Annotated in this window: 20 protein-coding genes and 3 pseudogenes; 19 read left to right on the forward strand and 4 right to left on the reverse strand. The window is 70.0% G+C overall.

Translation table 11 applies throughout. From position 1 onward, the window contains the following. Positions 1–23: 23 nt before the first annotated feature. From ACFVXJ_RS29845 to ACFVXJ_RS29900, 12 genes and pseudogenes are all read left to right on the forward strand, one after another. Positions 24–1070, forward strand: coding sequence for a ketoacyl-ACP synthase III family protein (locus tag ACFVXJ_RS29845; protein ID WP_389666417.1), 1047 nt, complete (start codon positions 24–26; stop codon positions 1068–1070). After that, positions 1049–3010: an HAD-IIIC family phosphatase gene (locus ACFVXJ_RS29850; protein WP_389666419.1), complete on the forward strand. Its 1962-nt coding sequence runs from the start codon at positions 1049–1051 to the stop codon at positions 3008–3010. The genes ACFVXJ_RS29845 and ACFVXJ_RS29850 overlap by 22 nt, the downstream gene beginning before the upstream one ends. Next, positions 2998–3258, forward strand: coding sequence for an acyl carrier protein (locus tag ACFVXJ_RS29855; RefSeq protein WP_389666421.1), 261 nt, complete (start codon positions 2998–3000; stop codon positions 3256–3258). Before ACFVXJ_RS29850 ends, ACFVXJ_RS29855 begins: the two co-directional genes overlap by 13 nt. Before the next feature lie 30 nt (positions 3259–3288). Further along, the gene (locus ACFVXJ_RS29860; protein ID WP_389666422.1) at positions 3289–3738 is read left to right on the forward strand and encodes a VOC family protein; all 450 of its coding nucleotides are present in this window, start codon (positions 3289–3291) and stop codon (positions 3736–3738) included. A gap of 41 nt (positions 3739–3779) precedes the next feature. Beyond that, complete coding sequence (gene ddaH, locus ACFVXJ_RS29865) at positions 3780–4619, forward strand: dimethylargininase (protein ID WP_389666423.1); 840 nt, start codon at positions 3780–3782, stop codon at positions 4617–4619. A gap of 41 nt (positions 4620–4660) precedes the next feature. Continuing rightward, complete coding sequence (locus tag ACFVXJ_RS29870) at positions 4661–5248, forward strand: nitroreductase (RefSeq protein ID WP_389666473.1); 588 nt, start codon at positions 4661–4663, stop codon at positions 5246–5248. 21 nt (positions 5249–5269) lie between these two features. Next, positions 5270–5983 carry a 4'-phosphopantetheinyl transferase family protein gene (locus tag ACFVXJ_RS29875; protein ID WP_389666424.1) on the forward strand — a complete coding sequence of 238 codons (714 nt, stop codon included), beginning with the start codon at positions 5270–5272 and terminating at the stop codon, positions 5981–5983. 172 nt (positions 5984–6155) lie between these two features. Further along, a complete protein-coding gene (locus ACFVXJ_RS29880; protein ID WP_389666426.1) occupies positions 6156–7133 on the forward strand; it encodes a LuxR C-terminal-related transcriptional regulator in 978 nt (325 codons plus the stop codon). A gap of 410 nt (positions 7134–7543) precedes the next feature. Next, a pseudogene (locus ACFVXJ_RS29885) lies at positions 7544–7795 on the forward strand (IS1380 family transposase); the annotation flags it as partial. After that, positions 7792–8007 (forward strand): annotated as a pseudogene (locus ACFVXJ_RS29890) (YnfA family protein); the annotation flags it as partial. The pseudogenes ACFVXJ_RS29885 and ACFVXJ_RS29890, both read left to right, overlap by 4 nt. 323 nt (positions 8008–8330) lie before the next feature. Further along, positions 8331–8540 (forward strand): cold-shock protein, encoded by a 210-nt coding sequence (locus ACFVXJ_RS29895; protein ID WP_389666475.1) that lies wholly within the window; start codon positions 8331–8333, stop codon positions 8538–8540. Between the two features lie 180 nt (positions 8541–8720). Further along, on the forward strand, positions 8721–9155 hold the full coding sequence (locus tag ACFVXJ_RS29900) for a hypothetical protein (RefSeq protein WP_389666428.1): 435 nt from the start codon (positions 8721–8723) through the stop codon (positions 9153–9155). Positions 9156–9254: 99 nt separating this feature from the next. Here ACFVXJ_RS29900 and ACFVXJ_RS29905 read toward each other — a convergent pair whose 3' ends face one another. Continuing rightward, the gene (locus tag ACFVXJ_RS29905; protein WP_389666430.1) at positions 9255–10586 is read right to left on the reverse strand and encodes a hypothetical protein; all 1332 of its coding nucleotides are present in this window, start codon (positions 10584–10586) and stop codon (positions 9255–9257) included. Positions 10587–10839: 253 nt separating this feature from the next. Here ACFVXJ_RS29905 and ACFVXJ_RS29910 point away from each other — a divergent pair, with 253 nt between their 5' ends. The 4 genes from ACFVXJ_RS29910 to ACFVXJ_RS29925 all read left to right on the forward strand — a co-directional run bounded on the left by ACFVXJ_RS29910 (position 10840) and on the right by ACFVXJ_RS29925 (position 13838). Continuing rightward, positions 10840–11871, forward strand: a complete 1032-nt coding sequence (locus ACFVXJ_RS29910; protein ID WP_389666432.1) for an RNA ligase family protein — start codon at positions 10840–10842, stop codon at positions 11869–11871. A gap of 38 nt (positions 11872–11909) precedes the next feature. Further along, complete coding sequence (locus ACFVXJ_RS29915; RefSeq protein WP_355414658.1) at positions 11910–12167, forward strand: hypothetical protein; 258 nt, start codon at positions 11910–11912, stop codon at positions 12165–12167. 304 nt (positions 12168–12471) lie between these two features. Then, positions 12472–13212 carry a hypothetical protein gene (locus tag ACFVXJ_RS29920; RefSeq protein WP_389666434.1) on the forward strand — a complete coding sequence of 247 codons (741 nt, stop codon included), beginning with the start codon at positions 12472–12474 and terminating at the stop codon, positions 13210–13212. Further along, positions 13158–13838, forward strand: coding sequence for a hypothetical protein (locus ACFVXJ_RS29925; protein ID WP_389666435.1), 681 nt, complete (start codon positions 13158–13160; stop codon positions 13836–13838). Before ACFVXJ_RS29920 ends, ACFVXJ_RS29925 begins: the two co-directional genes overlap by 55 nt. A gap of 228 nt (positions 13839–14066) precedes the next feature. Here the strand turns inward: ACFVXJ_RS29925 and ACFVXJ_RS29930 are convergent, their stop codons facing one another. Together ACFVXJ_RS29930 and ACFVXJ_RS29935 are read right to left on the reverse strand one after the other, a co-directional pair. Then, positions 14067–14372 carry a chaplin gene (locus tag ACFVXJ_RS29930; protein WP_389666437.1) on the reverse strand — a complete coding sequence of 102 codons (306 nt, stop codon included), beginning with the start codon at positions 14370–14372 and terminating at the stop codon, positions 14067–14069. Between the two features lie 109 nt (positions 14373–14481). Then, a pseudogene (locus ACFVXJ_RS29935) lies at positions 14482–14778 on the reverse strand (helix-turn-helix domain-containing protein); the annotation flags it as partial. Between the two features lie 1567 nt (positions 14779–16345). Here ACFVXJ_RS29935 and ACFVXJ_RS29940 point away from each other — a divergent pair. Beyond that, positions 16346–16516: a hypothetical protein gene (locus tag ACFVXJ_RS29940; protein ID WP_389666439.1), complete on the forward strand. Its 171-nt coding sequence runs from the start codon at positions 16346–16348 to the stop codon at positions 16514–16516. A gap of 402 nt (positions 16517–16918) precedes the next feature. Continuing rightward, positions 16919–17152, forward strand: a complete 234-nt coding sequence (locus ACFVXJ_RS29945; protein ID WP_389666441.1) for a hypothetical protein — start codon at positions 16919–16921, stop codon at positions 17150–17152. 715 nt (positions 17153–17867) lie between these two features. Here ACFVXJ_RS29945 and ACFVXJ_RS29950 read toward each other — a convergent pair. Then, positions 17868–18845, reverse strand: a complete 978-nt coding sequence (locus tag ACFVXJ_RS29950; RefSeq protein WP_389666443.1) for a YihY/virulence factor BrkB family protein — start codon at positions 18843–18845, stop codon at positions 17868–17870. A gap of 1042 nt (positions 18846–19887) precedes the next feature. Here ACFVXJ_RS29950 and ACFVXJ_RS29955 point away from each other — a divergent pair. Further along, positions 19888–20307 (forward strand): hypothetical protein, encoded by a 420-nt coding sequence (locus ACFVXJ_RS29955; RefSeq protein ID WP_389666445.1) that lies wholly within the window; start codon positions 19888–19890, stop codon positions 20305–20307. The last annotated feature ends 503 nt before the right edge of the window (positions 20308–20810 follow it).

The raw sequence follows: 20810 nt of genomic DNA on the forward strand, positions 1-20810 counted from the left end.
CCTACGAAAGGAGACCGCACACGATGCGGTGGAACGGAATATATCTCAACGCCTGCGGAACCGTCCTGGGCCGCCGCGAGGAGATCTCGGCCGCCGTGGCCGAGGGACGCTACGACCAGGCCGAGGCCGAGGCCGACGGCTATCTGTCCATCAGCGTGGTCGACGGCGGACCCGCCGTCGACCTCGCGGTGAAGGCCGCCGACGTCACCATGGCCCGCAGCACCGTCGCGCCCGAGGACATCGACCTGGTCGTCCACTCCAGCTGCAACAACCAGGGCCTCGACCACTTCGCCCCGGCCTCCTACGTCCAGGGGCGCACCATCGGCGGCCGCGCCGCCGCCGTGGAGGTCAAGCAGTACTCCAACGGCGGCCTGGCCGCCCTGGAGATCGCGGCGGCCTATCTGACCACCCGGTCCAAGACCTCCGCCGCCCTGCTCACCACAAGCGACATTTTCACCCTCCCTGGCTTCGACCGCTACCGCTCTGACAAGGGAGTGGTTTTCGGCGACGGCGGCACCGGGCTAGTGCTCTCCCGCCAGGGCGGCGTGGCCCGACTGCTGTCCACGGCCGTCATCAGCGACGGCACCTACGGCGCCGTGTACCTCGGCAACAAGCCCTTCGAGGAGGCCGCGAACGACAGCGACGGACCGGTCGACCTGCGGTCCCGCCGCGACGAGTACCTCCTGGAGAACGGCGAACTCCTCCTGAAGATCGTCCAGTCGCTCACCGAGCGTCAGCAGGAGAGCGTGTCGGTCGCCCTCGCGGACGCCGGGCTCACCCCCCGGGACATCGACTGCTGGGTGCTCACCAACGTGGGCCGCACTCTCGACGACGTCGACTTCCGGGCCATGTTCGGCATCGAAGACGACCGCACCACCTACGAGTGGGGTCGTCGGGTCGGGCACATCGGCGCCGCCGACCAGATCGCCGGACTTACGCACCTCCTGGAGACCGGGCAGGTCAGCCCCGGCGACCGGGTGGCGCTGTGCGGCATCGGCATGGGATTCACCTACGCCTGCGCAGTCGTCGAGATCCTGGAGCAGCCCGAGTGGACGGCCGACGCGTCGTGACCGGATCGCTGCCCACCGCGGTGGCTCTGCCGGGGACCGAGCTGATCGACCGGATCCACGCCCTGCACGCCTCGCCCGAGGCGACCGACCCGGCACTCGCGGAGGATCTCGGCGCCGTCGACGACGCCCTGCTCCTCCACGAGGCTGGCCTGCTCCTCGACGGGATCATGGCGGCCCGGCTGTCCGGGTCGCCCGCCGCCCGCACCACCACTTTGCGGGTGGCCGTCGTCGCCACCTTCACCGCCGACGACGTCGTGCCGATGCTGAGGGCGGCGCTGCTGGCCGCCGGCGTCGACGTGGAGCTCCACCTCTGCCCGTACGACCAGCTCGGCGTCCAGCTGACCGATCCCGGCTCCGCCCTCACAGAGTTCGCCCCCCAGGTGACGCTGTGCCTGCAGGACGCCGGGGCGTTGCTCCCGCGCGACTGGGACCCGTCCGACCTGGAGGGCGTCCACACTGCCGTACGGGGCCGTGTCGAGGCGCACACGGCGGCCGCGGCCGCCTTCGCCGCCCGCACCGGCTCGGCCGTCCTGTTACACACCGTGCCGCTGCCCCGGCCGGACCGCAGGAGCGTCATCAGCTTCCGCGGCGGTGCGGCCCTCGGCCGGATCTGGCGCGAGGCCAACATCGCGCTCCTCGACGCGGGCGAGACCCGAGACGGGGTCTACACCGTCGATCTGGAGGCGCTGCTCACCGACGCCCCCGGGCCGGTGCGCGACGAACGGCAGTACCGCTTCGGCCGGAAGGCGTGGACGCCCGCCGCCGAACTGGCTTACGTCCGCGAGGCCGTGACCTTCTGCCGGGCCGTGGCCGGCCTCGGTCGTAAGGTCCTGGTCCTCGACCTCGACAACACCCTGTGGGGCGGGGTCGTGGGCGACGACGGCCCGGCCGGCATCGAGCTGGGCACGCTCTACCCCGGCGACTGCTACACCGACCTGCAGCGCCGGGCCCTGGCTCTGCGCCGGCAGGGCGTGCTCCTCGCGGTGTGCAGCAAGAACGAGAAGACCCTGGTCGACGAGGTCCTGGCAGGCCACCCGGACATGGTGCTCCGCCCGGACGACTTTGTCGCCGTGGTCGCTGACTGGCAGCGCAAAGACCTGCACGTCGCCGCCTTGGCCCAGGAGTTGAACCTGGGGCTTGACGCCTTCGTCTTCGCTGACGACAGCCCGTTCGAGTGCGGCATGGTGGCGGACTCCCTGCCGCAGGTCGATGTCGTGCGGCTGGAGGGCGACCCCGCGTGCCACTCGGAGAAGGTCCTCGACGGCGCCCGCTTCGCGCAGCTCGGTGCCACCGCCACCGATGCCGAGCGCACCGCGCTGTACCGCGGCCGCCGCGAACGGCACCGACTCAGCACCACCCACGCCACCGCCGAGGACTATCTGCGGGCGCTCGGCATCCGGGTGACGGTCGGCGCCGCCGACGAGTTCACCCTGCCTCGGCTCGTCCAGCTCGAGCAGCGCACGAACCAGTTCAACATGACCGGCCGCGCGCACGGCGAGGCCCTCACCCGGCGGCTTGCTCAGTCACCCGACCACCTCGTCCTCGCGGTCGAGGCAGCCGACGGCTACGGTGCCGAGGGCGTGGTCGGCGGCGTCTGGCTGGACTGCGGACCGGATCGCTGGACCGTGCGGAATCTGGTGCTCAGCTGCCGGGTGTTGTCGCGCGGCGTCGAGAGGGCCGTGCTCCAGTACGTCGTCGACGCTGCCCGCGAGGCTGCGGCGGGTGTCCTGGAAGCGCGCTTCCGCCCGACCGCGCGCAACGCGCCCGCCGCCACGCTCTACCCCTCCGCAGGCTTCACCCGCTTGAACGAAGCCGCCGACGTCGTATCCGATGTCGCCGACGAAACGGTCCGCTACGAGGTCCGGCTCGACCGACTCCCCACCCTGACCCCCGACTGGATCACCCTGGTCGCCAAGGAGGCACTGGAATGTCTGACGTGATGAGCACCCTGCGACCCCTCGTGGCACGTGTGTCCCAGCACCCTGTGGACGACATCGCTGCGGACACGCGGTTCATCGGCCTCGGCCGCTGGGGAAGCCTCGCCGCCATGCGGCTCCTCGCCGCAGTCGAACAGACCTACGGAGTGCAGCTCGACCTGCGCTCGTACATGAAGCTTGAAACCGTCGGCGGATTGGCCGATGAGATCACGCAGTACCTCAGCGCGACCTCCGGCACCCATGCGCGCTGAGGCCGCCATAGGGGCGGAAGGAGCGCGGCTGTGATTCTCGGCGTTGACCACGTCGGCCTCGCGACCGCAGACCCGGCCGGGGCCGGTGCCCAGCTAACCGCGCTCGGCCTGATCCTGACGGACCACGGCGAGGCCGACGCCTACGGAGTGGCCTGTGAGTTCTGGCAGCTGCCTGGCGACCGGGCGGGCACCGCCGTCGAGCTCGTCTCCCCGACCCGCGCCGGCTCGGCCGTCGACGGTCGGCTGGCCGGTACGGGTCCGGGTCTTTACCACCTCGCCTTCGTCGTGGACGACCTCGCCGAGGAGACTGCCAGACTGCGCCGCGCCGGATTCCTCGCCCTCGACGCCGAGCCGTGCCGGGGCGCCCGGCCGGGCATGAGCGTCACCTTCCTCTACCAGCCCGAGCCGGCCGAGCTTCTGGTCGAACTGGTCCACTACGCGCCCGCCCGACCGCAGCACGCAGCACACGTCCATCGCTAATGTCCGCCACCACCCCGTGGCGCTCACACCCTGGGATTCACATGTCCTTCGACACGACCGCTCCCGCCGCGAAGACCCGCGTCCAGCGCCGTCGGCACTACCTGATGTGTAAGCCGACCCACTTCGAGGTCGTCTACGCCATCAACCCGTGGATGGACCCGGCCAAGCCGGTCGACACCGAGCTCGCCGTCCTCCAGTGGGAGCGGCTGCGTGAGCTCTACCTGGAGCTCGGCCACACCGTCGACCTGATCGACCCTGTGCCCGGCCTGCCCGACATGGTGTACGCGGCCAACGGTGCCACCGTCGTCGACGGACGTGTGCTCGGTGCGAGCTTCCGCAACGAGGAGCGCCGCCCTGAGGGCCCCGCTTACCTGGAGTGGTTCCGGGCCAACGGCTTCACCGAGAGCCACGACCCGGAGTACGTCAACGAAGGTGAGGGGGACTTCCTCGTCACCGGCCGGTTCGTCCTGGCCGGCTACGGCTTCCGCAGCGACGCGCGCAGCCACCGTGAGGCGCAGTCCGTCTTCGGCCGCCCCGTCATCAGCCTCGAACTGATCGACCCGCGTTACTACCACCTCGACACGGCACTCGCCGTCCTCGACGGCGAAGAGATCATGTACAACCCCGAGGCGTTCTCGCGGAGCAGCCTCGAGGTGCTGCGGACGCTGTTCCCGGACGCGCTCGAGGTGTCCGCCGAGGACGCGGCCGTCTTCGGCCTGAACGCGGTTTCCGACGGCCTGAACGTCGTCCTCCCGGAGGCCGCGAGCGGCCTCGCCGAGCAGCTGCGCGCCCGCGGCTTCCACCCCATCGGCATGGACTTGTCCGAACTGCTCAAGGGTGGCGGCAGCGTGAAGTGCTGCACCCTCGAGATCCGCCACTGAGCCTTGTGACCGACCCAGGAAGGGATTCCCCCGTGGACGTGATGACGGCGGTACTGACCCGACGCAGCGAGCAGACGCTGTACAACCCGGCACCCAGCGACGAGGAGTTCACCTACCTGCTGCGCGGCGCGAGCACCGCGCCCGACCACGGACGGCTGCGCCCCTGGCGCTGGGTGCTGCTCCGAGGCAACGACCGTGACGTCCTGGGAGACAGCCTGGCTGAGGAGGCGGACGCCCGTGGGGTGGAGGCGGAGCGGATCCGGGCCAAGGTGCGCCGGGCGCCGCTGGTCGCCGGCCTCGTCTTCTCCCCGCGCGAGGGCAGGATTCCGGAGTGGGAGCAGCTGGCCGCCGCCACCTGCATGTCGTACTCGCTGATGCTGCTGCTGCACGCACGCGGTTACGGCAGCATCTGGCGGACCGGCGCCCTGGCGCGCAGCGCCGCCGTCAGTGAACTCCTCGGCCTGGCGCCGGGGGAGCGGCTGCTCGGTTCCCTGGATATCGGCACGCCGGACCCGGCGGCGATCCGCAACAGACTGCCGCTGGAGGACGTGTCCGGGCGGATCACGGCCTTCGCGGACATCCGAGGCAGGTCCGCCGACCTGGTCCCGGCCGCCCACGGGACAGCCTGAGGCAAGCGAAGCGAAGGCGACATGTCCTACTCCGTGCTGGCCACCATGATTCCCCGCCCCATTGGGGAGGGCCTCCCGCCCACAGGGCTCGACCTCCCGGAGGCGGGCCGCCCACCGCACCTGTGGTTGGCGCGCGCCGACGAGTATCACGTCGGCCCGGCAGTCCTGGCCCTGCTCTCCCCGGAGGAGGCCCGGCGGCGGGCGCAGTTCGTGCGCGAGACTGACCGGCACCGCTTCACCGTCGCCCACGTGGTGCTGCGCCAGCTCGTCGGCGCCTATCTCGGGCAGGATCCCGCCGAAGTGGCAATCGTCCGCCGACCGTGTCCGCGCTGCGGCCAGCCTGACGGGCGGCCGACACTGCACGGTTCCAATCTGCACTTCTCTTTGTCGCACAGTGACGACCTGTCCCTGTACGCCTTCGCGCGCAGTCCGGTCGGCGTGGACATCGAAGCGATGCCCGCGCGTGAGACAAGTGACGAACTTCACAGCTCTCTCCATCCCTTGGAGCAGGTCGAGCTGGCCGTTCTGCCGGAGGCAGAACGGACCGACGCCTTCCTGCGTTGCTGGACCCGCAAGGAGGCATGTCTCAAGGGCATGGGAACTGGCCTGGCTCACGGCATCAAGCTTCCCTACGTGGGGAGTTGGAGTCTTCCGCGTCCCGTCGAGGGGTGGCTGGTGTCGGATGTGGGGGTCGAGGGCGGGTATCGCGCCGCCGTCGCCGAGTCGCTGCTATGACGTCTTGATGGCAGCGGACATCCAGCAAAGCGGAAAGTATGCTTCTGTGTTGAGGTGATAGCGTTACTGACCAGTAATCCGACATCTCGAAGCAACAGTTCTGGAGGCCGGAAGCGGCACCCTGTTGCGAGCTGACAGGCGGCGTACGGAAAATCTTGGAGAGGAATGGCTGGTGCTGCAGATACTCGGCCTTGAACCTGATGTCGAGGCAGTTTACCGGTTGTTGCTGGAGCGGCCCGACTTGGGAGTAGGGCAGATGGCTGCCCTACTGGGCTTTCAGGAAGAGAGTGTCCGCAACGGGCTCGACGAACTCGCCGACCTGCGCCTCCTCCGTCAAGGTGAGAGCGATGAGCAGTTCCTCACGGTGAGTCCGGAAGTCGGCCTGGGTGTCCTCCTCAGCCGAATTGAGCTCGAACTCAGCGCGAGACAGTACCAGTTGGAGTCCGCCCGGACCGCCGTTGCGTCACTCATTGCGCGGCACGGTCAGCAGCGGCACGCGCCGGAGATCGTGCAGCAGCTCTTCGGCCTGGAGGCCGTCCGGCTCCGCCTGGAGCAGCTCGCGGCGACCGCCCGTACGGAATGCCTTTCCTTCTTCCCCGGCGGCGCCCAGCGTCCCGACGTGATGAACTCGAGTAAACCGCTCGATCAAATGGCTCTGGAGCGCGGCGTTTCTCTGCGCACGATCTACCAGGATAGTTTCCGGAACGACTCGAGCACACGGGATTACGTCCAATGGTTGTCCACCCTGGGCGGTGAGACGCGCACTGTACCGAGCCTCCCCATGCTGATGGTCATCGTCGACCGGGAGGTGGCTCTCGTACCCCTCGACCCCGAGGACGGCAGGCAGGGTGCCCTGGAAGTGCGCAGCCGCGGAGTCGTCGAGGCGCTCCACGTGCTCTTCGAGCGGTTCTGGGACGCCGGGGTCGCCTGGTATGAACAGGATGGGCCCGACAGCGCCGGCCTCAGTCGCCGGGAGCGCGAGCTCATGTACCTCCTGGCAAGCGGCCACACGGACGAGGCGATCAGCAAGAAGTTGGGCATCTCGCTCCGAACAGTCCGGCGCACGGTGTCCAACCTGATGGCCCTTCTGGAGGCGCGCAGCCGCTTCGAGGCCGGCGTCCTGGCCGCCCGAGCGGGCTGGCTCTCGTAGCGTCAGACGACCTCGAAGGAGATCGTGTGGCGGCGAGCTCGGGCAAGGCACCTACGGAAACTTGTGGGGACCACCCTGGTGACCTGAAGCAATCCGCTCGGCGTTCCCGGATTGGGGACGGTGCTTTCAGGGCCGATCGGCGGTAGCAGGAAGGCGCAAGCAGCACGATGGCTCGCCGCCACGCGACACAACGTCGAGGCTCAGCCTCTGTGTAAAGCGACACGACCTGTGAGGGACACGGCCGCTGCCGGAACAAGCTGGGGCCAGCCGTCTTCCTTGATCGCGCTGACGGCCGCTCCAACAGGAGCAAGGCGGCCTAGCCTCGCCGTTTCACTTGGGTACGGCTGACTGTGGGGCGGAAACGCGAAAGTGCCTTCCTGACCTGGAACGATGAACCTTGCTGAGGGGTTCTGTCGGTCCAGGCGGAGGGCACTTTCTACGTGCAGGCTATCGGGTTGCGTCCCAAGGTCCACGTCAGCGCCGATGGTTCGGGGGTGGTCGGGCATGCCGGGGCACGGTTGCTGGCCGATCTCGCTGACGCCACCGGGCTGACTGCCGCTTACTCCGCCGCGCTCAGGCCGCTTCGGCCGCGCGGGACCGGCCATGATCCGGGACGGATCGCTACCGACCTGGCGGTGATGCTCGCCGACGGCGGCGAATCATCGCGCTGGGCCTGTACGGCGTGGTGGCCACCTTCCAGTCCGACGACAACTTCGGGCGCATCCTCGCCGCGTACGGCGGCATCTTCGTGGCCGGGTCGATCGCCTGGGGCATGGTCGCCGACGGCTACCGACCCGACCGCTACGACGTCATCGGCGCCCTGGTCTGCCTCGCCGGAATGGCCGTGACCATGTATGCCCCCCGCTCGCACTGACTCCGTTCCAGCCCCGAAGTACCAGCTCAGCTGGCCCCGGACGCCTGGAACGAGCGCGTCGAAGGCGTACCGAAAATCTGAGCGCCGCAGCTGGCCAGACTGGCCAACTGTGGCGCTCAGTCGCACCAGCTCTGCTCCCCTGCTCGTCGAGCGGCTGTGACTGAGCGCGCCAGTTGGCCCGTTCTCTGCTCCACACGATTGCTTTTCGCCCGCGATCGCCCTGCGGGAATCTGCCGATCTTCGCTCTTGTGTTTGCGCTCCACGCTTGTGCACCAAGATCAGTCCGACGGCACAAGGCCGTCAGGAGTCCCCTTGGGGTGGACATGAGCGATCGGCAGACCGGAACCGTGAAGTGGTTCAACGACGAGAAGGGCTTCGGCTTCATCACGCCGCAGAGTGGCGATGACCTCTTCGTGCACTTCAAGGCCATCCAGTCGGACGGATTCAAGTCCCTGAAGGAAGGCCAGCAAGTCTCGTTCATCGCTACCCGCGGGCAGAAGGGCATGCAGGCGGAGGAGGTGCAGGTCATCTAACGCCTCTCCCTGAACCGCGACCTGTGACTGAGCGCGCCAGTTGGCCAGACCGGCCAACTGACGCGCTCAGTCACAGCGGCTCGGGTTCGTCGGGTTCCGCCGTCCGGCGTTCTCGCCGGGCCGTGTGTATGGGCGCGGGTCAGGCTGGCGCCGGCGTCGAGGGTGAGGAAGGCATCGGGGATGGTGTTGCGTCCGCCGGTGGAGCCGATGTTGGCGCGGGCTGCCGAGGTGATGCCGCCTGTGCGTCCGCTCGCTTCGGGGGTGGCGTATGGGCAGAAGTTCGACGGTTATCGGGTGCTGGTGTTCACTCCGGCGGGGCCGGGTGGGCGGGTGCTGCTGCAGACCCGCTGCGGCGCCTTGGTCCAGGGTGCGTTTCCCGATCTTGTGGCGGCTGGTGAGGCGCAGCTCCCGGCCGGTCTGGTCCTGGACGGCGAGCTGCTCGTGGGGGACGCCGAGGCGGGCGCCTTGTCGTTCAAGCCGGCCGAAGCGGGAGCCGGCGGTGTCGGCCGGTTCGTGTGGCGCGGCGACGTCCCGTTACGACGCTCGGTCAGAGCTGTTCAGGGCGCGGACGGTACGGCCCGGCGTCGGGAGATCTGGTCGATGTCTGGGGTGTGATCGCAGCGGTGGAGCCGGCAGTCGAAGAGCTGTTGCGGGCGCCCGAGGCCCGGTTTTGGGTTTCGGGCGCCTGCTTTCGTGCTGGGGGTTGTGCGGTGGTCAGCTGGTGGCGCTCTCGGTGGTGATGTCGGGGGTGTCGCTGGCGTTGTCGGGGTTGCTTTTGGTGCCGAAGCCGCGGTGGACGCACATCAGCTGGTCTTCGGTGCCGTATGGGTCGCGGTAGACGATGAGGGCGGGTCCGGCGCCGCTGGCGTGTTGGGGAAATTCGGTGTCCCGGCTCCAGCTGCTGCCGTTGAACGTCGTCCACCAAAGGCTCTGGTCGTGATTGCCGCGGTGGACGACGTACAGCTTGCCCTTGAAGACGGCTACGGCCGGTCCGGCGACGGTCGCCACGTTCGGGATGAGGGTGTCCCGGCTCCAGCTGCTGCCGTCGAAGGTCGTGTACCACATGCTCGCGTCGCCGTTGCCGCGGTGGACGCAGTACAGCTTGTTGTTGTAGACGGCCAGGGCCGGGTTGGAGGAGGTAGCTGCTCCCGGGATCGCCTGATCGTTGTTCCAGCCCCGGCCGTCCTGCCCGATGGAGGTGTACCAGAGGTTGGCATCGCTGCCCGAGCCGCGGTGGACGCAGTAGAGCCGGCCTTGGAAGGTGGCCAGGGCCGGTCCCGTGCTGGTGGCGTGGCGGGGGAATGTCGCGTCGGGGAGCCAGTCCGTTCCGGCCCTCCTGCCGGTGCCCCACAGGTTGGTGTCGCCGTTGCCTTTGTGGACGCAGTGCAGCATGTCGCCGTACACGGCTGCGGCGGGGCCCGCGTCACTGGCGTGGCGGGGGAAGGAGCGGTCGGTACTCCAGCCCTGTCCGGGGGTGTAGTAGGTCTCCCACAGGCTCTTGTCGGAACCGCCGCCGCGGTGGATGGCCCACAGTTTGTTGTCGAAGACCGCCAGGGCCGGGTTGTCCTGACTGGCGTGGGCGGGGAACCGCTCGTCCTGACTCCAGCCCTTGCCTTCCTGGAAGACCGTCCACCACAGGCTGGTGTCCTTGTCGGGCGCCTTGCTGACCGGGATGAGCATGCCCGGCGCGAACCACGGCGAGACGAGCCGGCAGCCGTAGCCGGCGGACACGGCCTTGATCACAGCGGCCTTGATCTTGCAGTAGGCCTCCACGATCTTGTTGAAGGGCGCCGGCAGGATGCCGCCGGCGACCTCGCCGATCAGTTCGCTGATGTCCGCGGCCTTGTCGGCGGCCTCGGCGTTGAGGTGAAGCTGGAAGCCCCACCAGTGCGTGGTGGGCCTGACATCGGCCCCGCGGGCGGCCAGTTCCTTGCGGGCGTGCTCGGCGCGCTCCATGTCCTGCGCGGTCGGGACCGCGTGGTCATGACCCAGCCGGTGTTCAGGGGCTGCTTCTGCTTCCTCCGGGAATGCTTCATCAGTGGCCACGTGGACTCCTGCCTGTTGTCGGGAGAGCTGAGGACGCTCGGGCGCCCCCAGCGGCAGCCTGAGATCAAGGCCGCTTCCGCAACCACACCATGCAACCGGCATATACCGAAAGTAACTACCAAGACACGTGCTGTAGCTGAAAGCGGGCGGTCTGCCGTTGCCCTCGACGGGTGAGGGGCGGCCGGATGTCCGCCGGGCGGCCTGTCGGCGGGCCCACCCTGGAGGAGGGGTGAGGGCGAGGAGGTGTAGGGACGTGGTGCTCAGGCCGCCGGTGGAGCCGATGTTGGCGCAGGCCGCCGAGGTGATGCCGCCCGTGCGTCCGCTCGCTTCCGGGGTGGCGTATGAGCAGAAGTTCGACGGTTATCGGGTGCTGGTGTTCACTCCGGCCGGGCCGGGTGGGCGGGTGCTGCTCCAGACCCGCCGCGGCGCCCTGGTCCAGGGCGCGTTCCCCGATCTCGTCGCGGCCGCCCAGGCGCAGCTCCCCGCCGGCCTGGTCCTGGACGGCGAACTGCTCGTGTGGGACGCCGAGGCGGGCGCCCTGTCGTTCGAGGGGTTGCAGCGTCGGGCCGCCGCCCGCACCCGCAGCGCTCCCGCGCTGGCCGCGAGGATGCCGGCCTTTTTCGTGGTGTTCGACGTCTTGCAGATCGACGGCCGGGAGCTGCTGCACCTGCCGTATGTGGAGCGCCGTGCCCGCTTGGAGGCCCTGTTCGCCGACCACGCCCTGACAGCCCCCTGGACCCTGTGTCCGATGACGACGGATGCGGCCGAGGCCCGCGAATGGCTGGAGTCGTGGACGGACGTGTCCGGCGTCGAAGGCATCGTGGTCAAGCCCCAGACCAGCCGCTACACGCCCGGTCACAGGGGGGCGTGGACCAAGGTTCGTCGCCGGGACACCACCGAGGCGATCATCGGCGCCACCACCGGCACCCTCACCCGCCCGCAGCTCCTCGTCCTGGGCCGCCACGACCAGGACGGCAGGCTGCGCGCGGTCGGCCGCACCGTCCCGCTGCGCACGGAGGCCGCCCGCCTGGTTGCCGGGCACCTGACGGCCGCCGACCCAGGACACCCGTGGGAGTGTGTCACGTTCGCCGCGACGTGGGGGTCCCGTGACGTCCTGGACGTGCGCCTGGTCCGCCCCGACCTGGTGGCCGAGATCAGCGCCGACCGGGCGATCGACCGGGGCGGCGTCTGGCGCCACCCGCTCCGCTTCAAACGGCTGCGCCTGGACGTGACCGTGGACGACGTCCCGCGGTTCGGGGAGGGTCCGGCCGCTGCGGCCGGCTGACCGGCGCACCCTGCTGCCGGTCTCCTCGTTGGCCGGGCATGAAGATTCTCGCTTCCTCCACACTCGCTGTCGCGGCCCTGCTCCTGGCCGCCGTTCCAGCCTCAGCCGACGACACCCCCGGCGCAAACAAGGGCGCCATCGGGCAAGGCAGCTCATCGCTCGGCTTCGGCGCCGACGGCACGGACGGGGACAGCGGTGGCGGTCACGCGTCATCGAACCGCCACCTCGTGAAGACGGGTGACCCGGGGGCCCTCTCCGACCTGGTCAACAACCTGTCGAACCCGCAGCCTCAGTGAACACGCTCTGAGCCGGCCGACGGCCTCGACCGTCGTCCTGCGGCCCGGCTGAGCGGGCGCCTCCGACGGCCCCAGCGCGGGTCGCCACCACCTGGTGGCGGCCCCGCGCTGTCGTGTGTCGGGGGCCGGCCCCGGGCTCGCCCGCAGGGGTGAATTTTTTCCCTCGCGTACGCGTAGGCGGCTTGTGCGGTGTGCTCCCAACTTGCCCCGGAATCATGGCTATTGACAACAAGCGGGATTTTTCGGCATGTTTCCGGCGCGTCCCGATCGTCGGGCCGGTCGATGTGCGATTGGGGTGCGTTTCATGGGGTGGTCGGTGCGTGAGGAGTACGACGAGTACGCGGCTGCGGGCCGGTTGCGGGTTCCGGTGGCGGCCTGGCGGTGGGCGACCGGCTGCGGTCTGGTCCCGCCGGCGGACGCCGGTACCCGCCTGTGGTCGCGAGCGGTGGTGGAGGCCGCCGACCCCGAGGCGGTGCGTGCGGCGCTGCGCGGCCCGGTGGGTGCGGGGTGGGCGGCGGACCGGCTGACCGAGGCCCTGGGGGTGCCGCTCCCGATCCTCCGGCCGAGGGTGAGGGCCTCGGCGGTCGGCCGCCTCGTCAAAGCTGGTCTCCTGGTCTACCTCGGCGGGGACGTCGAGTTCCCCGACGTCCACCCGGACCAGGTGGCCGCCCTGGCGCGCCGCCGGGACCTGCCCGCCCTCCTCGACCGCCACGTGCCGCTGGGCCCGGACCAGGCCGCGGTACGCCTCGGCGTCCGCCGAACGGACTTCGACCAGGTGGTGCGCCTGGGCTGGCTGTCCCCGGTCGCCTCGGTGGAGGTGGACTACAAACACCACGGCGGGGTGACCACGGTCCCCCTGTACGACGCCCGCGACATCGCGCTCTTGGAGGTGGTCCGGCCCTCGGTGGACTGGCGGGCGGTGCGGACCGTCGCGGCGGGCCGTCGTTCCCCGCTCGCCGCCCTCACTCCCATCACCCCGGGGGCGACCGGGTGTTCCTGGCGGAGGTGGCGCGGATCGCCCGGGTGGGCCGGGCGGCGGTGGTGAACTGGCGCCGCCGGCATGACGACTTCCCCGACCCGGTGGCCGGCACGGACGTGCACCCGCAGTTCGACCGCTCCCGGGTGGTCGCCTGGCTGCTGGCCCACGACAAGATCGGGATTCCCACGGGGCCGACGGTCGCCTCGCTGGTGCTGGCCGGCCCCGAGGGCGCCACGCATCGGTTGCGGCTCGATGACCCGTGGCTGACCCTGGCCGACGACCCGGCGGGGGAGGACGTGTTGTCCGGCTGGTCCACCGACACGGACGCCGACACGGTGGCCGAGCTGGCGGCCGGGGAGTTCGGGGCGTCGCTGCGCCGGATGACCGCGCCTGGTACCGGTCCGTTGGCGGTGCTGGGGGAGGTGCGGGTGATCGAGCGGTTCCGGTCGGGCTCGGGTGGTCTGCGCCTCACCCTGGCCTGGCCGGCTGGCCTGCGGGGCGCCGCCTCGGTGGGGTCGGTCGGTGTGGAGCGCCACGCGGTGGCGTACGCGGGCCCGGGGGAAGCGTGCGCGTGCAAGCGGCACGACCGCGGCGAGAGTCGTCCCCGTGGGCTGGTGGCGGGAGCACGGGCGGGAGGTCGGGCCGGTGATGGAGTGGCATCCCGGCGGTCGGAATCCGCTGCACCGAGCTGACCCGCCGCCGTACCGGCTCCACGATGGCGGCCGCCCCGGCGGGCGGCGTCCGGTGAGCCGGCCGTACGGGCGCCACCGCGGGTTGCGGGGCTTGCCCATAGCCGGCCAGGCGTGCAAGAGGCGGGCGACCAACCGGTCGCCCGCCTCTGTGCTGTGCGGCTGGTTTAGAGGATCGCGTGCTCTGTCGGCTTTGGCACTGTGGCTCGGCAGGCCCGGGGCCTGTGGTGCTCAGTACTCGCCGTGCTGGTCCATGTGGTGGTGCTCGGCCTTGTAGTGGTCTTCCTTGTCATCGCCGCTCTTGTTGATGCAGACGTTGCCGAAGGCCGGGTTGAGAGCACCGACGACGTTGACGGTGTTGCCGCAGATGTTGATCGGGATGTGGATGGGTACCTGGACGACGTTGCCGGACAGGACGCCGGGGGAGCCGATGGCAGCGCCCTCGGCGGTGGCGTCCGCGGCCGCCAGGCCGGCGCCGCCGGCGAGGATGGCGGCGGCTGAGGCGGTGACCGCTACGGCCTTTGCGATACGCGACATCAAAATCTCCTAGTGAAGGTGGACCCGCCGTGGGGAGAACGGCACGTGCGACCCTTCAAACAGCAGAGGCAGGGAGCCGGTTACGACGGTTGGGCCGGATCGGTGACCCGGGCCACCACCTCTTCAGTCCTGTCGGCGGGCGGGGCGGGGCGCGGTGCGGTCGGGGACTGTGGTGCGGGCGCAAGGACCCCGGTCGCTCATGGCTGCCTCGCCGAAGGCGCGGTAACGGGCGGCCCACCGCTCGCCGGTGGTGGGTGAGGCCTGGAAGCGTTCGGCGGCCCGGCGCAGCGGCCGGCCGTCCTCGATCACGCAGCGCGGCAAGGCGCAGCCGTCCGGTCTCGGTCAGGGCCGGGTTACGGTGTGCCGCGAGGGCCTTTCCGATCGGTGTAGAGGTCGCACTCCACACGAACCCGGAGGGGCCCTCACCCGTTCGAGATCCCTCAGCCGAGACCTGCATCACCCGTCCACAACCTCCCCGGACACAACACCCGCCGCATCACCGCCACGCTGCGCACAGGCCACACCGCATGGCCTGTTCCGGGGGCCCGGAGTCGAGGCGCGTCCTGCGCCGGGTCGAGCGCACCAGGCCCCTGGATCCGTGTCTACTCGACGCGCCCCGCTGGACCGGCTCCCATCCCTTGGCTTCGTCACTGGTTTCGAGGGACCCGGGCAGCAGCACACGGCAACGGGCGTTGTGGGTTGTCAACGGCTGCGGCCCGGGGGGGCACCCCCTCGTTTCCGAAGCGGGTGATCACCCAAATCGGGGGGACTACCGGCCGCCCTCCACCGTGCCGGTACCCGTGGTTCGGTGGAAGGGCGCCCCCTTGGGGGCCCGTGCCGGGCCCGATGAGGGCTGGTGTCGGTGGGTCCGTGAGGTGCACGGCCGATAGCGGCACAGCTCCCCGCTGCGCGCTGCGTCTTCTGGGCCCCGGGTGCGGCAAAAGCTGTCCGGGTGGGCGTGGGGAACCGATGGTGTCTTTGTGGTGTGTGAGCCGTTAGAGCTACGCCGGAGCGGTTCGCCTACCCGGGCCGTCCCGCTCCGGCCCTCGACACTGCCTGTCTGGAGACAGCCTCACGAACACCGATCCGCTCCCGAATCACCGACGCCATCACGGACGCCATCACGGACCGCTCTTACCCGGCCCCCAACTCCTCCTCGGCCGCCACCCGTTCTGGGCCACCCGCCCCTGAAGGTGTCGGAATGTGAAGAGAAGGGCTCTTGGGAGTGCTGCGTAGGCGTCCTGGACAGCCGACGGCGGGCGTGGCGCTCTCCGAGGGGCGACCGACGAGGGGGTCGCACCACCCCGCCGTGCCCCCATGGCCTCCGGTGTCAGCGTCGGTCGTCAACGCGCCCCCGTGCTGGTCACACAGGACGCCGAACGCTGTGCTTTTGCCGCTGGGCGCCGGCTGGGCGCGGCTAGGGTCGGGCGCAGTCCGCGCCGATAGGGCGTGCGCGGGCAAGGCCCGGTGACCAGAGCGCTCTGGCGGCAGTAACACCGGGCCGCCCACCCACCCCCTGGGACCGAACAGCCGCCGGCGTCGCCACGCCTGGCGCGCGTGCTGTTCGGCTTGCCGCACGATCCAGTGCTCAGCCGGCATGATCCCCAGGTCGGTCCTCCTCGGGCTTGTCGAAGGCGCGATGCGGTGCCAGGACCGGCGGGCGCTGTCGATACCGCGCTCGATCAGCCACGCGGCGGGCGCCGAGGCGCGGCGAAGCCCCTGTGGCCAACCTCGGCGGGGGCCGCCCGCCATCGAGTGGCGGTCCGGCGCCACGTGTGTGTGGTGAGTGCATCGACACCCGTGCTCCCGCAACGGTCCGGTCCGGTAGCGCGCCTAGAGCCGGCGGGGACGCCGTCGAGTGCCGACCTGGGTGAAGCCGTCGTGTTCGGCGCCGGACATCTGGTGCGGGCGGATGTGGTCACTGGCTTCCGGTGGCGTGTGTGAAGTGCTGTTCACCGGTCAAGACTTCTCGCATGTCTGTGGACCCTGACCAGCTTGTTGATGCCATCGCTGCCGCCGTGCGCGAAGGAGATGATCATCGTATCGGTCTCCTTCTCGACCGGTTCAAAGTCGTGGCGGAGCTTTCCCACCTGATCCGGCTTCGCCACCGGCTTGGCGGAGCGGGCGCTGTGCGTGGTTCGTGAGCGCCCGACGTCGATCGGCCGCCCGGCGCGCCAGTGTGCCGCCCGCGATCTCCCCGGAAGGCGTCTTCGGGGATGGGGATGCCGGCATTCGCCTACCCCACGGGTCGACGCATGGGAAGCCGGGTGCGCGGGATCGCGCCGATGCCCCCTGTCGGGGCGCGGTGTTGGGCGTAGTGTCGTGGGGGAGTGGGCGCGGAGGATGCGATGAACGCACGTGGGGATGGTGGGGGCGGGGGACCGGACTTGCTCGGCACCTATTTGGAGGGTCTGCGGGCACGGATGGGTGCGAGGGGGTTCGAGGCGGTCGTCCGGGCTGCTGACGCGACGTGCGCGCTGTTGGCCGGCGGGCATCCCGCTGTGTTGGCCGGCCCCGACGGGGAGGCTGACGGGTTCGGTTCCGACTTGCAGCGTGAGTACCTGGCGTTGCTGGCCGTGTTGATCACCGGCCGTAGTGATCACCGCCTGGTGCGCCTGCCGGGCGTGGACGGGTTGCCGGGTTGGGCGGTGGTCGAGGCGCACGTCGCGGACGACGGGGCGGCGTTGGACGCGCTGTGCCGGCAGATCACGGTCCGGGCCAGGGCGGGCGCCCAGAGCGCGTTCGCGTTGGAGAGCCTGTGGGATCAGGATCGCGGCTGACGGGGAGCATGGGCCCCACCCCGACGGGTGGGGCTTCGAGGGAAACCCAAGACCGGGGCGGGGCCGGCTCGGGAACGGCCTCGCGAGTGATGTGCCCGTTTCAACGCTGCCGGCTCGGTGCGGCAGTGCCGCCGTGTGGGGGGAGCGCCGGCGGGTTCTGTCGGGGGAGGACGGCGCGTACGGTCTTGCCGCCGGACGGTCGGTGGGTGACCGAGGTGGCGCGGGCGAGGCGGTTGACCATGGGCCGGCCAAAGCCGCCGATTTGACGCTGGGGGTTGCGGTCCCACGGCATCGAGACCGAACTGGTCGGCGAACTCCGCCCTGGGGAAGGACCCGGAGCTCGCGGTGACCCTGGCGGAGCAGCTGGAGGCTGTTGCCCCGTAGAGCCAACAGCCAAGAACGCTGAGCCTGACCGGAGAGGCTTCTCCCTATACTTTCGGCCGACAGCCCAGAACAACTACGCCTCAGGCCCCGCCCCGTAAGCGGGATATCCGAATCTCGCTCAAGGTCGAGTAGATGGCCCGACCGAGAGTACGGCAGCGTGACACTCGACAACAGCGGCGACCGCGACAGCTGCCACAACGGACCTGGCTACCCCATAGCCTGAAGCGAGCAACACTGTCGGCATTCTCCAGTCGGACCCTCTTGATGCCCCTTGGCCGAACCGCCCAGCCATCGGGTCTTTCCTGGGGCGTGAGAGTGGTGCGGGTTCTTATCAGCGGTGGATTTTGGCTAGTTCGGCGTTGAACTGGGCACCGATGAGCAGGGCGAGGTTGGACAGCCAGACCCACACCAGGAAGACGACGATCCCGGCGAGGGAGCCGTACAGCCGATTGTAGTTGCCGACCTGCGAGGCATAGAGGGCGAAGCCGGCGGAGGCGGCGAGCCACAGGGTTATGGCCAGAGCGTCTCCCAGAAGTCTTTGCCGCACGCCGCGCGTCTGGGCCGGGCCCGAGCGGAACAACACCAGCACCAGGACGGCGACCAGGCCCAGCAGGAGTGGCCACTTCAGTACGTTCCATGCGGTGCCGGCCATGATGCTGTCCATGCCCACGAGCCGGCCGAGGGCGGGGGCCGCTTCGGCGGTCAGGATGAGCACCAGGGCGCTGGTGACCAGGAGCGCCAGCAATACCAGGGCGGTGATCACCAGTCGTGGTGCGGTCCTCCATGCGGGGCGGAGGTCCTCGACGCCGTGCATGGCGTGCAGGGCTCGGCGGAAGACTCCCAGGTAGCTGGAGGAAGACCACAGAGCGCCGATCGTGCCGAAGACCGCCAGAACCCAGGCAGCTGTGCGCTGGTCGGCCATGCTCCTGAGCGTGCTGTGCATGACGGGGCGTGACTGGGCCGGGACGACAGCGATCACATTGCTGATGAGGTTCTCTGTGGCCGAGGGGCCGGCGATCCCGATCAGCGAGACCGTGACCAGGAGGGTGGGGAAAAGCGCGAGCACCGCGTAATAGGTGAGCGCGGCGGCGCAGTCCGTCACATTGTCGTTCCACACCGATGCCGGGGTCCGCCGCAGCGCGGTGGCGATGTCATGCCGGCCGGGCAGGTTACGCGCATACGTCGTGGCGGCATGCGGTGTGCGGGAGGCGGTGCTCCGGAGCTGGCCGATGGTGTGCAGCCGGCACCGTCCGGCTTCAGCGCAGGTGTCGGCGAGTTGCTCACCGCGCTGCCTTCCACTCGTACCCAAGGTCCACCACTCTTGTAAGGGTTCTCCGATGTGCCGCTGACCAACGTTACGGGCACTGGGGCACGGTGAGCCGCATCGCGCTCTCGTGCGGGCCTGGTAGGGGTTACGGGACACGGCGCTTGCTGTTGCCCCTGCAGAGGAAGGCACTTTCTGCGTGCCGGGCTTCGGTTCACGTTCCAAGCTCCTAACCTCCACTGACGGCTCGGCGGCGGTCGGACATGCCGGGGCACGGTTGCTCGCGGATCTCGCTGAGGCGACCCGGGCTGACCGTCGCGTACTCCACTGCGCTCAGGCCACTGCGGCCGGGCGGGACCGGGCATGATCCGGGCCGGATCGCCTCCAATCTGCCGCCTCACTGGCGGTGGATGCCGCCTGCGCCGGCGGATCTCAGCGACCTTGCCATGGCGACACGAACTGGCCACGGCTTTCCACCGCCCCGGCGCACTGCCCCGACCAGTCGGCTGACCGACGTCACCTGCCCGCCCACGACCCGAAGGACCCCGGAGAACCCGGCCATAGCGCCGGGACTCCGCCATGCCCTGACAGCGAAATCGCTGCGCCCGCCCAACAGTTGATGATCACGGATGCCGCACATCGCAACCGAAACAGTGAGGCTGACAGCCCGTCGGTCGACTGGGCGCCGGGTACCCCAGGTGCGGGGTTCCCGGTCCCTGCACGGACGACCTAGGGCGAGGGTGTTAAGGCCAAATTTTGCTCATAAGGTTGGTTTTGAGCTATTGGATCATTGTGTGAAGTATGGGGTGGTGTGTTCGTGTGTAGGTTGTGGGTGTCGGTCGTGGAGCATCTGCGGTCGCGCACTTCGAGAGGCTTCCTCATGCGCTTCATGCGCACCACTGCTCTTTCCCGGGCTCTCCTGGTCTCCGTGATCGCTGTGGCCGGTCTCACCGCCGCCCCTGCCCTGGCTTCCGCGTCGGCCCGTGCCGAGATGGGCAGCGTCCGGGCTGTGGGCGGGTTCAGTCTCCTGGGTCTTCAGGGGGGTAATGGGGCTAACGGTGTGGGCACCAGTGGTGGGATCGGTGGCTTGGGCGGTACCGGTGGCGCGGCCGGTGCCAACGGGAACGGCGGCGCCGGGGGTGACGGCGGCAACGCGAGCGGCAGCGCCAGCGTCGGTGGCGCGGGCGGTGCCGGCGGCGCCGGGGGTGCCAACGGCAACGGCGGTAACGGCGGTTCCGGGGGCGGAGCCGCCGTGGGTGGTACCGGGGGCAAGGGCGGTGTGGGCGGTGTCGGCAACGCGGGTGCCGGTATCACCGGTGGCAAGGGCGGCAACGGCGGAGCGGCCACGGTCGGTGGCGGACACAAGGGCGGTACCGGCGGTGCGGGCGGCGCGGCCAGCCCGGTGTGTCCCGGCAAGCCCGGCGGCAACGGCACTGCCGCCACGTTCACTGCGGACGGCACCACCGGTGCCACCGGCGCCGCCGGAAACTCCACCCTTCCCTGCTGAACCGACCCTCGCGGGGATTGCCGAGCCGGCTCCCGTAGGACAACACGCATCCCTCGGTGCCGCCACGCCCCTACAGACGCTGTAAGGGCGGGGCGGTTCCGGCCTGACGGCCCGGCCCGGAGGCTTGCCCCGCCCACACGGTATGCCTGACAACGAGATGCCTGGGTGCCGCGAAGTTTCGTCTCCCAGGGCCGGGAGGGCGGCACTCCCCGCAGGGGCCTGTGTCCTGCGCATCCACCGCCGAGCCGAGCATCTCGTAGGCGACGGTCGGGCCCGGTCCCGGTTTTCCTGGCTCGGCGACGTGCCGGGAAAGCCCCACCGTTCAGAGAAGACTGCCCTGCTCGCAGACTTGGCGCCGCGCCGTGACCCTGGCGCCTGTGGCGAGCAGAGATGCCTGCCCCACTGGAAACAGTCCGGAATATCGCGGACTGCCTGCCGGCACGCGGCACGGAAACCGGTTCGGGGAACGGATGTTCCCCATTTGGTTCCGCACCGGCCTGATG

Source organism: Streptomyces sp. NPDC058279, from assembly GCF_042881255.1.
Classification (GTDB): domain Bacteria; phylum Actinomycetota; class Actinomycetes; order Streptomycetales; family Streptomycetaceae; genus Streptomyces.

Excerpts from the sequence above, each read along its gene's own strand:
- ACFVXJ_RS29845 (WP_389666417.1), top strand. The coding sequence starts at position 24 with ATGCGGTGGAACGGAATATATCTCAACGCCTGCGGAACCGTCCTGGGC.
- ACFVXJ_RS29855 (WP_389666421.1), top strand. The coding sequence starts at position 2,998 with ATGTCTGACGTGATGAGCACCCTGCGACCCCTCGTGGCACGTGTGTCC.
- ddaH (WP_389666423.1), top strand. The coding sequence starts at position 3,780 with ATGTCCTTCGACACGACCGCTCCCGCCGCGAAGACCCGCGTCCAGCGC.
- ACFVXJ_RS29870 (WP_389666473.1), top strand. The coding sequence starts at position 4,661 with ATGACGGCGGTACTGACCCGACGCAGCGAGCAGACGCTGTACAACCCG.
- ACFVXJ_RS29875 (WP_389666424.1), top strand. The coding sequence starts at position 5,270 with ATGTCCTACTCCGTGCTGGCCACCATGATTCCCCGCCCCATTGGGGAG.
- ACFVXJ_RS29895 (WP_389666475.1), top strand. The coding sequence starts at position 8,331 with ATGAGCGATCGGCAGACCGGAACCGTGAAGTGGTTCAACGACGAGAAG.
- ACFVXJ_RS29900 (WP_389666428.1), top strand. The coding sequence starts at position 8,721 with ATGGTGTTGCGTCCGCCGGTGGAGCCGATGTTGGCGCGGGCTGCCGAG.
- ACFVXJ_RS29915 (WP_355414658.1), top strand. The coding sequence starts at position 11,910 with ATGAAGATTCTCGCTTCCTCCACACTCGCTGTCGCGGCCCTGCTCCTG.
- ACFVXJ_RS29920 (WP_389666434.1), top strand. The coding sequence starts at position 12,472 with ATGGGGTGGTCGGTGCGTGAGGAGTACGACGAGTACGCGGCTGCGGGC.
- ACFVXJ_RS29930 (WP_389666437.1), bottom strand. The coding sequence starts at position 14,372 with ATGTCGCGTATCGCAAAGGCCGTAGCGGTCACCGCCTCAGCCGCCGCC.
- ACFVXJ_RS29940 (WP_389666439.1), top strand. The coding sequence starts at position 16,346 with ATGTCTGTGGACCCTGACCAGCTTGTTGATGCCATCGCTGCCGCCGTG.